This window comes from Brevundimonas sp., assembly GCF_036405315.1.
GTDB lineage: Bacteria > Pseudomonadota > Alphaproteobacteria > Caulobacterales > Caulobacteraceae > Brevundimonas.
The window spans coordinates 1-14,584 of the sequence record NZ_DASWXW010000221.1; the positions used below are offsets into that span (position 1 = coordinate 1).

12 protein-coding genes and 1 pseudogene are annotated in these 14,584 nt (G+C 68.6%); 8 read left to right on the forward strand and 5 right to left on the reverse strand.

What is annotated here, in order from left to right; translation table 11 throughout:
* On the reverse strand, nt 1-1,107 hold a 1,107-nt coding region (locus VGE49_RS13440), incomplete at its 3' end, for a leucyl aminopeptidase (protein WP_331035043.1).
* Between the two features lie 95 nt (nt 1,108-1,202).
* Here VGE49_RS13440 and VGE49_RS13445 point away from each other — a divergent pair.
* The 8 genes from VGE49_RS13445 to VGE49_RS13480 all read left to right on the forward strand — a co-directional run bounded on the left by VGE49_RS13445 (nt 1,203) and on the right by VGE49_RS13480 (nt 11,518).
* A complete protein-coding gene (locus VGE49_RS13445) occupies nt 1,203-2,396 on the forward strand; it encodes an LptF/LptG family permease (protein ID WP_331035044.1) in 1,194 nt (397 codons plus the stop codon).
* Complete coding sequence (lptG, locus tag VGE49_RS13450; RefSeq protein ID WP_331035045.1) at nt 2,393-3,496, forward strand: LPS export ABC transporter permease LptG; 1,104 nt, start codon at nt 2,393-2,395, stop codon at nt 3,494-3,496. The genes VGE49_RS13445 and lptG overlap by 4 nt, the downstream gene beginning before the upstream one ends.
* A 39-nt stretch (nt 3,497-3,535) precedes the next feature.
* Complete coding sequence (locus tag VGE49_RS13455) at nt 3,536-5,983, forward strand: LPS-assembly protein LptD (RefSeq protein ID WP_331035046.1); 2,448 nt, start codon at nt 3,536-3,538, stop codon at nt 5,981-5,983.
* Between the two features lie 95 nt (nt 5,984-6,078).
* Nucleotides 6,079-7,431, forward strand: a complete 1,353-nt coding sequence (locus VGE49_RS13460; RefSeq protein WP_331035047.1) for a peptidylprolyl isomerase — start codon at nt 6,079-6,081, stop codon at nt 7,429-7,431.
* Nucleotides 7,431-8,447 (forward strand): 4-hydroxythreonine-4-phosphate dehydrogenase PdxA, encoded by a 1,017-nt coding sequence (gene pdxA / locus VGE49_RS13465; RefSeq protein ID WP_331035048.1) that lies wholly within the window; start codon nt 7,431-7,433, stop codon nt 8,445-8,447. Before VGE49_RS13460 ends, pdxA begins: the two co-directional genes overlap by 1 nt.
* 10 nt (nt 8,448-8,457) lie before the next feature.
* A complete protein-coding gene (rsmA, locus tag VGE49_RS13470; protein ID WP_331035049.1) occupies nt 8,458-9,267 on the forward strand; it encodes a 16S rRNA (adenine(1518)-N(6)/adenine(1519)-N(6))-dimethyltransferase RsmA in 810 nt (269 codons plus the stop codon).
* A gap of 7 nt (nt 9,268-9,274) precedes the next feature.
* A complete protein-coding gene (locus tag VGE49_RS13475) occupies nt 9,275-10,432 on the forward strand; it encodes a pyridoxal phosphate-dependent aminotransferase (protein WP_331035050.1) in 1,158 nt (385 codons plus the stop codon).
* 36 nt (nt 10,433-10,468) lie between these two features.
* Nucleotides 10,469-11,518: a L,D-transpeptidase family protein gene (locus VGE49_RS13480; protein WP_331035051.1), complete on the forward strand. Its 1,050-nt coding sequence runs from the start codon at nt 10,469-10,471 to the stop codon at nt 11,516-11,518.
* A gap of 4 nt (nt 11,519-11,522) precedes the next feature.
* Here VGE49_RS13480 and gmk read toward each other — a convergent pair whose 3' ends face one another.
* The 4 genes and pseudogenes from gmk to VGE49_RS13500 all read right to left on the reverse strand — a co-directional run.
* Nucleotides 11,523-12,164: a guanylate kinase gene (gene gmk, locus VGE49_RS13485; protein ID WP_331035052.1), complete on the reverse strand. Its 642-nt coding sequence runs from the start codon at nt 12,162-12,164 to the stop codon at nt 11,523-11,525.
* Complete coding sequence (locus VGE49_RS13490; protein WP_331035053.1) at nt 12,154-13,038, reverse strand: YicC/YloC family endoribonuclease; 885 nt, start codon at nt 13,036-13,038, stop codon at nt 12,154-12,156. The genes gmk and VGE49_RS13490 overlap by 11 nt, the downstream gene beginning before the upstream one ends.
* Nucleotides 13,035-14,240, reverse strand: a complete 1,206-nt coding sequence (gene mltG, locus VGE49_RS13495; protein ID WP_331035054.1) for an endolytic transglycosylase MltG — start codon at nt 14,238-14,240, stop codon at nt 13,035-13,037. The genes VGE49_RS13490 and mltG overlap by 4 nt, the downstream gene beginning before the upstream one ends.
* A 1-nt stretch (nt 14,241) precedes the next feature.
* Nucleotides 14,242-14,584, reverse strand: a pseudogene (locus tag VGE49_RS13500) (beta-ketoacyl-ACP synthase II); the annotation flags it as partial.

Below are 14,584 nucleotides of genomic sequence, written 5' to 3' on the forward strand. Positions count from 1 at the left end.
GGCGCCGGTCAGGGTGGCCAGGTCGATCATGAACTTCGGCTTGAAGCGGTCCTGAGTGTACCAGAGGGCGTCGGCCAGGACGAGGCGGCCTTCGGCGTCGGTGTTGATGACCTCGACCGTCTGGCCCGACATGGACACGACCACGTCGCCGGGGCGCTGGGCGTTGCCGTCGGGCATGTTCTCGACCAGGCCCAGCACGCCGACGGCGTTGACCTTGGCCTTGCGGCCGGCCAGGGCCATCATGGTTCCGGCCACGGCGGCGGCGCCGCCCATGTCCCACTTCATCTCTTCCATGCCGTCAGCCGGCTTCAGGCTGATGCCGCCGGTGTCGAAGCAGACGCCCTTGCCGACGAAGGCGATCGGCTGGTCGCCGGCCGCGCCGCCGTTCCACTGGATCACCGCCAGCTGGCTGTCGCGACGGCTGCCCTGGCCGACGGCCAGAAGCGTGCGCATGCCCAGCTTCTCCATCTCGGCCTCGCCGAGAATCTCGACCTCGAGGCCGAGGCTCTCCAGCGCCTTCACCCGGCGCGCGAACTCGGCCGGGTACAGAACGTTGGCCGGTTCCGACACCAGGTCGCGCGAGAACAGGACGGCGTCGGCGACAGCCGACAGAGGCTGGAAGGCGGCCTGAGCAGCAGCCACGTCCGAGGTGACCACGCGCACGGTCGTGACCGAGGGGATCTTGTCGGCCTTCTGCTTGGTCAGATATTTGGCGAAGCGATAGGCGGCCAGGCGCACGGCGAAGGCGGCGCGGGCGGCCTGCTCGGCCGACAGGTGGGCGGCGTCGATGGTCAGGACTTCCGCGCCCGACAGCTTGGCGGCGTGATAGGCGGCGGCGGCGGCGGTTTCGACCGCCAGATCGTCGAACTTGTCAGCCGCGCCCGCGCCGACCAGCAGCACCGTGTCGGCGTCGACGCCCGCCGGAGCCGCAACCGTCAGATTGCTGTTGGGGGCGCCGGTGAAGCGGCTGTTGCCCATGGCCTTGGTCAGGGCGCCCGAGGCGGCGGCGTCCAGGGCCGAGCCCGTACCGGCCAACGCGCGACCTTCGTGGACCAGAACGGCAAGGATTTGAGCGGCGCTGGGGGAAGCGACGAACTCGATTTTCATGAAACCTACTCCAGGCCAGGGTTCCATGCCCCGGTCGTGCTTGAATCAGACATAACGCAGCGGCTGTTCCACCGTCGCGTTGGGATGTGTATTACATGGCCCGCATCGCTCGCGGCTGCAACTCGCTCGCCCCCGAAACCCTTTCTTTCCCGACCATGACGCTGATTCAGGGCTACCTCTTCCGCCAGATCGGCCTGCCCGTCGTGGCGGCGTGCGCGGCCCTGGCCGGAATCGGCCTTTTGAGCCAGAGCCTCGATCAGCTCGAGGTCATCGTCGAACGCGGTCAGAGCGTCTGGGTCATGGCCAAACTGACCCTGCTGGCCCTGCCCCAATTGATCGCGGTCATCCTGCCCATCGGCCTGTTCGTCGGCGCCCTGATCGCCCTGACCCGATTGCAGCGCGAGCAGGAACTGACCGCCGCCTACGCCGCGGGCGTCAGCCGCTGGTCCCTGATCCGGCCGGCGATCCAGATCGCCGTCATCATCGCCGTGGTCGCCCTGATCACCAATGTCTTCGTCCAGCCCTGGGCCCAGCGCGAGGCGCGCCGCCAGGCCTTCGCCATCCGCACCGACCTGGCCGCCCTGCTGGTCGAGGAAGGCCGCTTCGTTCAAGGGCCGGGCGGCTTGACCGTCTATGTGCAGCAGATCGAACAGAACGGCCTGCTCAAGAACCTGTTCGTCTATCTGGACAACGGCAAGACGGTGACGACCTGGGACGCCGAAACCGCCCGCTTCGGCCGGGTCGACGGTCTGCCGGTCCTGACGATGCAGAACGGGTCGATGCAGCGTTATTCGTCGCGCGACGTGCTGAACCAGCTGTCGTTCGATCAGCAGGTGTTCGACCTGTCGCCCTACACCAAGACGACTGAGCGCATCCGCTTCAAGCCGTCCGACCTGTGGCTGACCGAACTCTTCGACCCCACCCCTGCCCTGCTGGAAGGCGCCGGCTCGCGCGGTGAACTGGCGGCCGAAGCCCATTCACGGCTGGCCTCGCCGCTTTACGCCCTGACGGCCATGGCCCTGGCTCTGACGGCCATTCTCGGCGGCTCCTTCAGCCGCACCGGCTACAGCGGCCGCATCGCCAAGGCGGCGGGCGTCTTTCTGGTGGTTCGCGTCGTCGGCTACGGCCTGGTCGCGGCCAGCGCCTGGAACGGCGCGCTCAATCTGCTGCAGTATCTGCTGCCGCTGGGCGTCAGCTTCGTCGCCCTGCGTCTGCTGTTCCGTGCGCTGAAACCGCATCGGCGGCGCGTCTGGGCACCCTATGAGCGTTTCAAGGCGAGGTTCGCATGAGGCTCCGTCTCGGCCGCATCGAACGCTATGTGTTGACCCAGCAACTACGGGCGCTGGCCGTCGCCCTGGCCATCATCACCGCCCTGGTGATGCTGATCGACTTCGTCGAGGTGTCGCGCGGCCTGAATTCGTCCGGCGAACTGTCCAGCGCACGCATCTTCGGTCTGGTGCTGCTGAAATCCCCCACCGTGGTGGTCCAGCTTCTGCCGTTCGTCTTCCTGTTCGGCACCCTGGCGGCCTTCGTCGGTCTGAACCGGCGCAGCGAACTGATCGCCATGCGCGCAGCCGGCGTCTCGGCCTGGCGCTTCGTGTTGCCGGCGGCGGCCTGCGCCCTGGTTCTGGGCATTCTCACCGTCACTGTGTTCGGTCCGATGGCGGCCGCCGGGGACGGCATGTGGCAGCGTGAGCGCGGCCGCATTTCCGGCTCCGCCACCGGTGCTGAAACACAGGAAGCCGTCTGGCTGCGGGAGGGCGACGACACGCGCCAAATGATCATTCGCGGCGCGCGTCAGGAACAGGCCAGCGGTCGCCTGCTGGACGCCACCTTCTTCATCTATACGACCACGTCCGCCGGCCGACGGATGTTCACCGAGCGGATCGACGCGACGACGGCGACGCTGAACGCCGGGCGCTGGCGTCTGACCGACGCCACGGGCGCCCAGACCGGCCAACGCGCGGTGCGCTACGCCACCCTCGACCTGCCGTCGAACCTGGCGGACAAGGAGGCGTTCCAGCGTTTCGCCCGGCCCCAGTCGACGCCCTTCTGGTCGCTGCCGAACCAGATCCAGCGGATCGAGGATGCGGGCTTCGCCTCGACCGCCTATCGCCTGCGCCTGCAGCAACTGCTAGCGACGCCGTTGATGTTCGCCGCCATGTCGATTCTGGCGGCGGCCTTCTCGCTGCGCCTGATGCGCCTGGGCGATCTGGCCAAGATGACCGTGGCGGCCGTGGTGCTGGGCTTCGCCTTCTTCTTCGTGAACCAGTTTTCCTCGGCCATGGGTTCGGCCGAGGTGGTGCCGCCCTTCCTGGCGGCCTGGCTGCCGCCCGTGCTGACGGCCCTCGCCGCCTTTACCTTGCTGTTCTATACCGAAGACGGCTAATCGGACGGTTTCCGGTCGCTGGCAAAGAGTGGATTCCGCATGAGTGATCGCCGCACATCCCGAGAGGGAGCCCTGCGCGCCCGGCTCCTGGCCGGTGCGGCCGTGATCGCCTGCATTCCCGCTCTTCCCGCGGTGGCGCAGGACACGCCCGCCGCGCCTCAAGCCGCCGCCCAGTCGGCGCCGGTCACGGACGGCCTGGAGCCCGGCTCGGCCTATGTGAGCGCCGCCTCGGCCAGCCGCGACGGCGATGTCATCAGCGCCGCCGGGACGCCCCTTGATCGCGTCTTCGCCCGCTTCCGCGGCCAAAGCCTGCGGGCCGAAGGGATCTCCTATGATCTCAAGACCGGCGCCGCCACCGCTGTCGGCCACGCCGAACTGACCGCGCCTGACGGCACGGTGATCCACGCCAGCCGCATCGAACTTGATTCGGATCTCAAGGCGGGCGTCGCAACGGATCTGGCCATGCGCCTCGCCAACGGCGCCAGCCTGATGGCCGCGACGGCGGTCCGTCGCTCCGAAAACGTCGCCGAGTTGAACCGCGTCATCTTCACGCCCTGTCCGATCTGCGACGTGAACGGACCGAAGCAGCCCAGCATCTCGATCCAGGCCGACAAGGCGGTCCAGGACCAGGACCTGCGGGCCATCCTGTATCGCAACGTCGTCTTCCGCGTCGGCGGGGTGCCGGTCTTCTACCTGCCGGCCTTTGCGCACCCCGATCCCAGCGTCGAGCGGGCGTCCGGCTTCCTCATCCCCTTCCCCGACTTCGACGAAGGGCGCGGCGCCTCGCTGGAGGTTCCCTACCTCCACGTTGTCTCGCCGTCGGAAGACTGGCTGATCAGCCCCCAGATCAACAGCAAGGTCGCGCCGTTCCTGAACCTGCAGTGGCGGCGGCGCTTCGACAGCGGCACGCTGGTCGTGCGGGGCGGATATACGCACGAGCGCGACTTTGGCGATTTCGACCGGGACGGAGACGGCGACACCGAAAGCAACGTCCGCTTCGGCGATCGCACCAACCGCAGCTATCTGCTGGCTCACGGCAAGTTCGATCTCCAAGGCCCGTGGCGCTGGGGCTTCACGGCCGAGCGCGCGTCAGACAAGACCTTGTTTGACCGCTACAACATCCGCGACACCTATCAGGACAACGGCCTCTACTACGGCGACCGTCGTCGCCTGATCAGCCAGATCTATGTCGAGCGCCAGACCCAGCGTTCCTATCTGTCGGTCGCGACCTTCGCGATGCAGAGCCTGCGGGTCGCGCAGTTCGACCCAGTGACCCCGGCCTTGAACATCTTCGAGGACGACAAGACCCTGCCCCTGGTCGCGCCGCTGATCGATGCGCGCTGGGAAGCGCAGGACCCGATCTTCGGCGGTCGCCTGCGCCTGCGCGGCTCCGCCGTCGCCCTGTTCCGGGACGCCTATGTCGGCTCCCCGATCCTGCCTCCCGAGTTGATCCCTCCCGGCCCGACCGCTGGACTGCCCGGCGTCGACAGCCGCCGCGTCACCGGCCAGGTCGACTGGCGCCGCACCCTCATCTCGCCGATGGGCGTTCGATGGGAGCCGTTCGTGGACGCCCGGCTCGACGTCTATTCCGTCAGCGACCTGCCCCCGATGCTGGGCGTGGATACTGACGCCTTCACGCGAGGTCGGGCCAGCGCCGGGGTCGACGTCAGCTATCCGCTCTACCGCCGCCTGTCCGCCGACGCCGATCTGATCCTGGAGCCGATGGCCCAGTTGTCGGTGTCGAATGATGCTGATCTGGACCGGCGCATTCCGAACGAAGACAGCCAGACGCTGGAACTGGACCACGTCTCCCTGTTCCGCATGGACCGCTTCCCCGGCTACGACCTGATGGAAGGCGGACTGCGCTTCACCGCGGGCGCGCGCGCCACCCTGCGTTGGGACGCGGGACGTTCGGCCAGCCTGTTCATCGGCCGCAGCATCCGCGCCGATGATCAGAACGAGTTTCGCACCCCGGTCCCCGACGACCCCACGCGCCTCTACGACCCGTCCGGTCTGGCCGACCGCACGTCCGACTGGGTGGTTCAGGCGACCTTCTCGCCGTCCGACCGGATTCGCGGCTGGGCGCACGCCACGATCGACCCGAACGGCGACGTGCGACGCGGCGAGACGACCGTCGATGGACGCTGGGGCCGACGCAATCAGGCCCGCCTGAGCTACATCATCGACCGCTCCAACCCCCTGGCCGGTCCGTTGAACCGCAACTACGAGTTCGTTCAGCTTTCCGGTCAGCAGTTCGTCTATGGCAACTGGGGCGTGGCGGTGAACGGCTTCGCCGACCTGGAGCGCGATCTCATCACGCGTTCGGAAGTGGGCCTTCTGTTCGACGACGACTGCTTCCGCGTCGAGCTGGGCTGGCGTCGCGACAATACGCGCGTGCGCCCGACCGGCCCCTCGGAAGGGGTCTATATTCGACTTAACCTCGCCACTTTTGGAGGTTCAGGCTATGATCGAAGTGATATGCGCTAGGCACGGCGTGCAGGGGCGTGCGCCATCCAGGGTCCAGAATCGTCGATGACGCTGCTGGACCGGGACGAGACTGCTTTAGGGAATCAGGACTGACGATGCGTTTGATGCGTTACACGACGGGCGTGGCCATGGCCGCCCTCATCGCCGGCTCGGCTGTCGGTCAGTCCGCGGCCCAGACCGCGCCCGCGCAACCGGCTCCGGCCGCCGGGACGCTGAATCCCGCCGCCGAGGAAGCGCCCCAGCGCGCCGCCGCCGCGCCGCAGTTCCGCCTGTCCGACGGCATCATCGCCACGGTCAACGACCGGATCATCACCGGCTACGACCTGCGCCAGCGCATGCTGGTCCTGATGGCCATGACCCAGGTCCAGCCGACCGAGGAAAACATCGGCGCCATCCAGCAGCAGGCCCTCAACGACCTGATCGAGCAGCACCTGCAGGCCGCCGAAATCGCCAAGTTCGAACAACTCAAGATCACCGACCAGGAGGTCGATGAAGAGATCGCCGGCATGGCGCGCGAAGCCGGCACGACCGCCGTCAACTACATGGCCTTCCTCGAACAGGGCGGCATCCGCCCCCAGCCGTTCCGTGAACAACTGCGTACCGAGATCGGCTGGCGCGAACTGGTGGGCGGTCGTTTCCGCGACCGCGCCAAGGTCAGCCGCGCCCAGGTCGAGCAGACCATGCGCCAGATGACCGAGTCCGCCACCAAGCCCCAGTATCTGGTCGGCGAAATCTACCTGGAGGCCAGCCGCGTCGGCGGGATGCAGGAAGCCATGAACGGCGCGCGCCAACTGGTGCAGCAGATGATTCAGGGTGCGCCCTTCATGGCCGTGGCCCGTCAGTTCTCGGCCGCTCCCTCTGCGGCGCGCGGCGGCGACGCCGGCTGGGTGGTCAAGGGCACGGTTCAACCGGCGCTGGAACAGGCGATGGAAGCCCTGGCCGTCGGCCAGTTGTCCAATCCGATCCCGGTCGATGGCGGCGTCTACATCCTCTACATGCGCGACAAACGCTCGGGCGCGGCGACCAGCCTGGTGCAGATGAAGCAGGTCATGATCGAGCTGCCCGAAACCGCCAGCGAAGCCGAAGTCACCGCCGCCACCCAGCGACTGGAAGCCCTGCGCGGCGGCCTGACCTGCGACAACATCCTGCAACGCGCCCGGGCCGAGCAAGGCATGCTGGGCGCTGATCTGGGTGAAAGCGACGTGGCGGACCTGCTGCCGCAGTTCCAGCAAGTCGCACGTTCGGCTGATGTCGGCACGGTCAGCAGCGTCGTGCGCACCCCGCTGGGCGTGCACGTCCTGGCCGTCTGCGGCCGCCGCCTGGGCGGCCCCGAGGCCCCCTCGGCCCAACAGGTCGAAGCGCGCCTGCAGAATCAGAACTACGCCATGCTGGGCCGACGCTACCTGCGCGATCTGCGGGCCGACGCCCTGATCGAGATCAAGCAGTAATGACGATGCGGCCGCTCATCGTCACGATGGGCGACCCCGCCGGCGTGGGGCCGGAGGTCATCGCCAGGGCGTGGCCGATCCTGGCCACGCCGCCCGGCCCGCTCGCCCCCGTCACGCCCTTCGTCGTCATCGGCGACGCCGACGTCCTGGCGGCCCAGGGCGTGAAGGTCGAACAGATCTTCAGCCCATCGGACGCCGCCGCCGTCTTCGGACGCGCCATTCCGGTCCTGCACGCCCCGGCCCCCGCGCCAGTGACGCCGGGCCAGCCCGACCCGCGCAACGCCGTCGCCGTCGCCGACTGGATCGAACGCGCCGTCGACCTGACCCTGTCGGGCGAGGCCTGCGGGATCGTCACCGCGCCCATCGCCAAGGCGCCCATGTACGCCTCCGGCTTCCGCTTCCCCGGCCACACCGAGTTCATCGCCGAACTGACCGCCGACATGCCGTTTTCCGGCACGCGCGGCCCGGTCATGATGCTGACGGCCAAGGACCTGCGCGCCTGTCTGGTGACGATCCACGTCCCCATCGACCAACTGCCCGAACTGATCACGGCGGACCGGGTCATGCGGGTCGCCCGCGTCGTCCACGAATCGATGAAGCGCGACTTCGGCATCCATGCCCCTCGCCTGGCCCTGGCCGCCCTGAACCCCCACGCGGGCGAGGGCGGATCGATCGGCCTGCAGGAGGTCGAGATCCTGCGTCCCGCCGCCGCCGCCCTGCGCGCCGAGGGGCTGAACATCACGGACCCCCTGCCCGCCGACACCCTGTTCCACGACGAGGCCCGCGCCCGCTACGACGCCACCGTCTGCCTCTATCACGATCAGGCCCTGATCCCGGTCAAGACCCTGGACTTCTGGGGCGGGGTCAACGCCACCCTCGGCCTGCCCATCGTCCGCACCTCGCCCGACCACGGCACCGGCTTCGACATCGCCGGAAAGGGGATCGCCCGCGCCGACAGCTTCATCGCCGCCGTGCGTCTGGCTTCAGAGATGGCGGCGGCGCGCGCCACGCGCTAAGGCGTCTCGTATGACGGACCTCCCTTCCCTTCGCGAGACGCTCGACGCCCACGGCCTGCTGGCCAAGAAGAGCTTCGGTCAGCATTTCCTGCTGGACCTGAACGTGACGCGCAAGATCGTCCGCTACGCCGGGCCGTTCGAGGGCCGCGCCGTGATCGAGGTCGGCCCCGGCCCCGGCGGGCTGACGCGCGCCATCCTGGAAAGCGACGCGGGCAAGGTGGTGCTGGTCGAGAAGGACCCGCGCTTCATCCCCCTTCTGTCCGAACTGGACGACGGTTCCGGCCGCCTGACCATCGTCGAGGGTGACGCCTTGAAGGTGCGCGAGGCGGAGTTGGTCAAGGGACCGGCCCATCTGGTGTCGAACCTGCCCTACAATGTCGGCACCCCTCTGCTGATCAAATGGCTGACCGGCCCGTGGCAGCCTTGCGCTCTGACCCTGATGTTCCAGAAGGAGGTGGCCGAACGCGTCGTGGCCGCCCCCGGCGACGACGCCTATGGCCGTCTGGCCGTCATCACCCAGGCTGTGGCCGATGCCCGCATCGTCATGCACCTGCCCGCCGCCGCCTTCACCCCGCCGCCCAAGGTGGCCTCGGCGGTCGTCCATGTCGTCCCGCGGGCCGAGCGCCCCTCGCCTGAGCGGCTGAAGAAGCTGGAACGCGTCACCGCCGCCGCCTTTGGCCAGCGCCGCAAGATGCTCCGCTCCAGCCTGAAACAGCTCGGCGGCGCCGCCCTGTGCGAAGCCGCCGGCATCGAACCCGACGCCCGCGCCGAAGTCATCGACATCGCCGGCTTCCTCCGCCTGGCCGACGCCCTGAAGTAGGCTTGCCATGACCGTTGAAATCGAACCCTTCCGCGCCATCAGCGTCAGCCGCCTGGCCCATGAACTGAAGGCCCAGGGCCGCTCCATCATCCACATGGAGTTCGGCCAGCCCTCGACCGGCGCCCCCGCCGCCGCCATCGCCGAGGCCCACCGCATTCTCGACAGCGAGCCCGGCGGCTACTGGGAAAGCCCGGCTCTGCGCACCCGCATCGCCAAGCTCTACGACGACCGCTACGGCGTCAGCGTCGATCCCGAACGGGTGGTCATGACGGCGGGCGCCTCGCCCGCCCTGGTGCTGGCCCTGATGATGCGCTTCCAGCCCGGCGACCGCGTGGCCATCGCCCGCCCCGGCTATGTCGCCTATCGCAACACGCTGAAGGCCCTGCACATGGAGCCGGTCGAGATCGACTGCGGCCCCGACGTGCGGTTCCAGCTGACCGCCGAGGCCTTGCGCGGCCTCGACCCGGCCCCGACGGGCGTCATCATCGCCAGCCCCGCCAACCCGACCGGCACCATCATCCCCGAGGCCGAGCTGAAGGCCATCGCCGAGGTCTGCCGCGAGCGGAACATCTCGATCATCTCGGACGAGATCTACCACGGCCTGTCCTACACCGGCTCGACCCCGTCCATGCTGCAGTTCGAGCCGAACGCCCTGATCGTCAACAGCTTCTCCAAATACTGGAGCATGGCGGGCTGGCGTCTGGGCTGGCTGCTGCTGCCCGAGGCCGAGGTGCCCCAGGCCCGCGCCCGCGTCGGCAACATGTTCCTGACGCCCGCCACCCTCAGCCAGCACGCCGGTCTGATCGCCATGGACTGCGAGACGGAGCTTGAGGCCAATATCGACGTCTATCGCGCCAACCGCGCCCTGATGCTCGACGCCCTGCCCGCCATGGGCCTGCGCTCCATCGCCCCGCCGGACGGCGCCTTCTACATCTACGCCGACATCGGCCACCTGACCGATGACAGCATCGGCTTCTGCGAAGCCCTGTTGCGCGAAACCGGCGTGGCCACCGCTCCCGGCGTCGACTTCGACCCAGTCAACGGCCACCGCTTCATCCGCTTCAGCTTCGCCGTCTCGACCACCCAGGTCGAGGACGCCTTGGTCCGGATCAAGCCCTTCTTCGCGGCGCGAACAGCGGCCGCCGAGGAACGCCTCAGCGCCTAGGGGCGTTCGTCAGGGCCCGAAACCTTCGGAGCCTTCATGTCGAAATCGCGTCTCGTTGCTTCCGCCGCCCTGCCCTTTGTTCTGGTCGCCCTGACCGCCTGCGGATCGCCCGCCGAGACGCCAAAGCCTGAAACGCCGCCCGCTGTCTCAACGCCGCCCGCGCTGACGCGTGAGGCCATCGAAACGGCGGTGTTCGAGACCACCCCTACGCCCGCAGCGAACGGCGCAACCACGCCTGTGGCGCCCGATCCGGCCGTCGCCCGTGCGCAAATTCTGCTGGACCGCGCCAACTTTTCGCCGGGCGTGATCGACGGTCTGGGCGGCGACAACACGCGTCAGGCCATCGCCGCCTTCGAGAAGGCCGCCGGCCTGCCCGAGGACGGCGTTCTGGACGCCGAGGTCTTCCGCCGCCTGACCGCCGACGACAACGGCAAGGTGCTAGCCGACTACGTCATCACCGCCGCCGACCTGGCCGGGCCCTTCATCGGTCAGGCGCCGTCCGACCTGCAGGCCATGTCCAAGCTGGCGACCGTCGGCTACGCCACGCCGCTGGAAGCCTTCGCCGAGAAGTTCCACATGACCGAGGGCCTGCTGCGCGCCCTCAACCCCGGCGTCGACTTCGGCAAGGCAGGTCAGAGCATTATCGTCGCCGCGGTGGCCCAGACCGACCTGACCGCTGACGTGGCGCGCATCGTGGTGGACAAGACAGAACGCTCGGTTCGCGCCTATGACGCCGACGACAAACTGTTGGCCTTTTATCCGGCCACCATCGGCAGTTCGGCGCGCCCCGCGCCGTCGGGCGACCTGACCGTCGTCGGCGTCGCGCCCGAACCCAACTACACCTACGACCCCGACCGGGTCAGCTACGACCGGGGCGACCGCAAGGTCATCGTCCCGCCTGGACCGAACAATCCGGTCGGCTCGGTGTGGATCGACCTGTCGCGCGACACCTATGGCATCCACGGCACGCCGGACCCGTCCAAGGTCGGCAAGACCTTCTCCAGCGGCTGCGTGCGCCTGACCAACTGGGACGCCGAACAACTGGCGTCACAGGTCAAGCCGGGCGTGCGGGTGGTCTTCCGCTAGACGGTCAGACCACTTCCTTCAACAACGCGTCCTTGTAGCCCTCGACCCACAGGTTGCGCGCCCGGCAGCTGCGCTCAGCGTGATAGATGTGGGCCAACTCAGCATAGCTGCTGTCGAAGTCCTCGTTGACCAGGACATAGTCGAACTCGTCGCAGTGCTCGATCTCGCCCTTGGCGTTGGCGACACGGCGCTCGATCACATCGTCAGCGTCCTGCGAGCGCGTCACCAAACGGCGGCGCAGTTCCTCAAGGCTCGGCGGCAGGACGAAGACGCGCACGGCGTCGCCGGGGCATTTCTCGGCCACGTCGCGGGCGCCCTGCCAGTCGATGTCGAACAGGACGTCGCGGCCTTCGGCCAGGGCGCGGTTCACCGGCGCGGCCGGCGAGCCGTAGCGGTTGCCGTGCACGTCGGCCCATTCCAGGAAGGCGTCGGCGTCGATCAGACGCTGGAATTCCTCCTGGCTGACGAAGTTGTAGTCACGGCCGTCAACCTCGCCCGGACGAATGCCGCGCGTGGTCATGGAGACCGACAGCTCCAGGCCCTTGTGGTCGGCCATCAGGCGACGGCACAGCGACGTCTTCCCGGCCCCCGACGGACTGGCCACGATCAGCAGGACGCCACGGCGGGGGGTGCGGTTATTCGACATTCTGAACTTGTTCTCGAAGCTGCTCGATGACGGCCTTCAGTTCGAGGCCGATTCCGGTGAGCGGCGTGGTAGCGGATTTCGAGCAGAGCGTGTTCGCTTCACGCATGAATTCCTGCATCAGGAAGTCGAGTTTTCGCCCGGCGGGGGGTTGCTGCAACAGTGTCCGGGCCGAGGCGACGTGCGCATTCAGGCGGTCCAGTTCCTCGCGCACGTCGGCCTTGGTGGCGAGGGCGGCGGCTTCGAGGAAGATTCGCTCGTCCAGGCCCGGCGCATCGGGCGCCAGTTCGCTGATCCGGCGAGTGAAACGTTCGCGGATCGCCTCGGTCTGGCTGGAGGCCTCAAGCCCGGCGCGCGCCGTCAAGGCCTCGATGGTCCCGACGAAGTCGTGGATCACCGGCGTCAACTGCTCGCCCTCGCGCTGACGCGACAGCTTCAGGGCGTCCAACGCCTGTTCGATGGTGGTGAGGATGGCGGCTTCCACGGCGGCGTGGGCTTCGGGGTCCTCGACCTCCTCGGCCACCTCGATGACGCCGCGCAGGGCCAGCAAGCCGTCGGCCGAGGGCGGCGTCGCCCCCTCCTCCGCCAACTGATTGGCCAGCTTCAGATAGGTCGCCAGCACAGCTTCGTTGACGCGCGGCGCGGGTTCGCTGCCCTCGGCGCGCTTGGCCTGAACGCCCAGCGTCACCTGACCGCGGTTCAGACGCGCCTGCCCCGCGGCCTTGGCCAACCGCTCCAGATTGTCGAAACCGCCGGGGCCGCGATAGCGCACCTCCAGCGAGCGTCCGTTGACCGACCGCGCCTCGACCGTCCAGGTCCAGCCGTCCAGCCCGCCGTCGGCGCGGCCGAAGCCGGTCATGCCCGAGATACCGCTCATTGCGGGGCCCCCGTCGGCACGGAGATGACCTTGGCGCCCGGCGGGACGATCACGGGCGCGCCCTCGCCCATCGGCGCCGGCGCCGCGCCGGGGACCGAGGCCGCTTGCCCCGGCGGCAAGCCGGCCTTGCGCCGCTCGATCTCGCGCCAGCGCGCGACGTTCAGCAGGTGCTCGGGATAGGTGCGGGCGAAGACGTGGCCGCCCGTGCCGTCGGCGACGAAGAAGACGTATTCCGAACGCGGCGGGTTAAGCACCGCCTTCAGCGCCTCCTCGCCCGGATTGGCGATGGGCGTCGGCGGCAGGCCGTCGATCAGATAGGTGTTCCACGGCGTCTGGGCCCGCAGTTCCGAGGCGCGGATGCCGCGGCCCAGCGGACGGCCCTTGGTCACGCCGTAAACGATGGTGGGATCGCTCTCCAGCCGCATCCCCAACCGCAGACGGTTGGTGAAGACCGCCGCCACCTCGGGCCGTTCGGAGGCCAGGCCCGTCTCCTTCTCGACGATGGAGGCCAGGACCAGGGCTTCTTCCGGCGTGGTGACGATGGTGGCGGGCGAGCGGGCGGCCCACAGGGCGGCCAGCTTGGTCTTGGCGGCGCGCTGCATACGCGCCACGACCGAGGCGCGGGTCTCGCCGCGCGAAACCTCATAGGTGTCGGGCCACAGGCTGCCCTCGGCGGGGACCTCGACCTCACCGGTCAGGACCGGCTGCTTCATCAGGATGTCGACCGCCTGGGCCGAGGACCAGCCTTCGGGCAGGGTCACGTAGTGTCGCACCGCCTTGCCGTCGACCAGCAGGCCGACCACGGTCGCCAGCGACGCGCCCGACGGCACCTCATACTCGCCCGCGCGGATCTTGCGGTCGGCGCCGGTCAGGCTGACGGCGGCGCGGAACAGGTCGGTCGAGCGGATCACGCCCGCCGACTTCAGGCTCGCCGCAATCGCAGGCACGCCCGCGCCAGACGGCAGGGTGACGACGGTGGCGTCGCCCTCGACCGCCCTGGGCCCCGGCCCCCAATAGACGGCCCACAGGGCGATCAGGGCGGCGACCAGGAACAGGCCCAGCGTCCCGGCGGCGGTGATCAGGCCGACGCCGAGGCTGGACTTGCCCGAATTCCGGGATGCTCCGCCGCCGCCCCGCTTCGGCACGCGGTTCTTGGGGATGCGAACCTTGGGCGTGGGACGACGCGACGGAGCCTTGGCCAAATCAACCGACCTTCTTGAAGATCACGGCCGCATTGGTGCCGCCGAAGCCGAAGCTGTTGGACATCGCCACGTCGATCTTCATCGGCTTGCCCTTGTGCGGGACCAGGTCGATCGGCGTCTCCATCTCCGGATCGTCCAGGTTGATGGTCGGCGGGGCGATCTGGTCGCGGATGGCCAGGACCGAGAAGATGCTCTCGATGGCACCGGCGGCGCCCAGCAGGTGGCCCGTCATCGACTTGGTCGAGGAGACGGCGACGTCCTTGGCGTGATCGCCGACCAGACGCTCGATGGCCTTAAGCTCGATCCAGTCGGCCATGGTCGAGGTGCCGTGGGCGTTGACGTAA

Bases quoted from the DNA above. Each gene is read 5' to 3' on its own strand.
- VGE49_RS13445 (WP_331035044.1), top strand. From the start codon at position 1,203: ATGGCCCGCATCGCTCGCGGCTGCAACTCGCTCGCCCCCGAAACCCTT.
- lptG (WP_331035045.1), top strand. From the start codon at position 2,393: ATGAGGCTCCGTCTCGGCCGCATCGAACGCTATGTGTTGACCCAGCAA.
- VGE49_RS13455 (WP_331035046.1), top strand. From the start codon at position 3,536: ATGAGTGATCGCCGCACATCCCGAGAGGGAGCCCTGCGCGCCCGGCTC.
- VGE49_RS13460 (WP_331035047.1), top strand. From the start codon at position 6,079: ATGCGTTTGATGCGTTACACGACGGGCGTGGCCATGGCCGCCCTCATC.
- pdxA (WP_331035048.1), top strand. From the start codon at position 7,431: ATGACGATGCGGCCGCTCATCGTCACGATGGGCGACCCCGCCGGCGTG.
- rsmA (WP_331035049.1), top strand. From the start codon at position 8,458: ATGACGGACCTCCCTTCCCTTCGCGAGACGCTCGACGCCCACGGCCTG.
- VGE49_RS13475 (WP_331035050.1), top strand. From the start codon at position 9,275: ATGACCGTTGAAATCGAACCCTTCCGCGCCATCAGCGTCAGCCGCCTG.
- VGE49_RS13480 (WP_331035051.1), top strand. From the start codon at position 10,469: ATGTCGAAATCGCGTCTCGTTGCTTCCGCCGCCCTGCCCTTTGTTCTG.
- gmk (WP_331035052.1), bottom strand. From the start codon at position 12,164: ATGTCGAATAACCGCACCCCCCGCCGTGGCGTCCTGCTGATCGTGGCC.
- VGE49_RS13490 (WP_331035053.1), bottom strand. From the start codon at position 13,038: ATGAGCGGTATCTCGGGCATGACCGGCTTCGGCCGCGCCGACGGCGGG.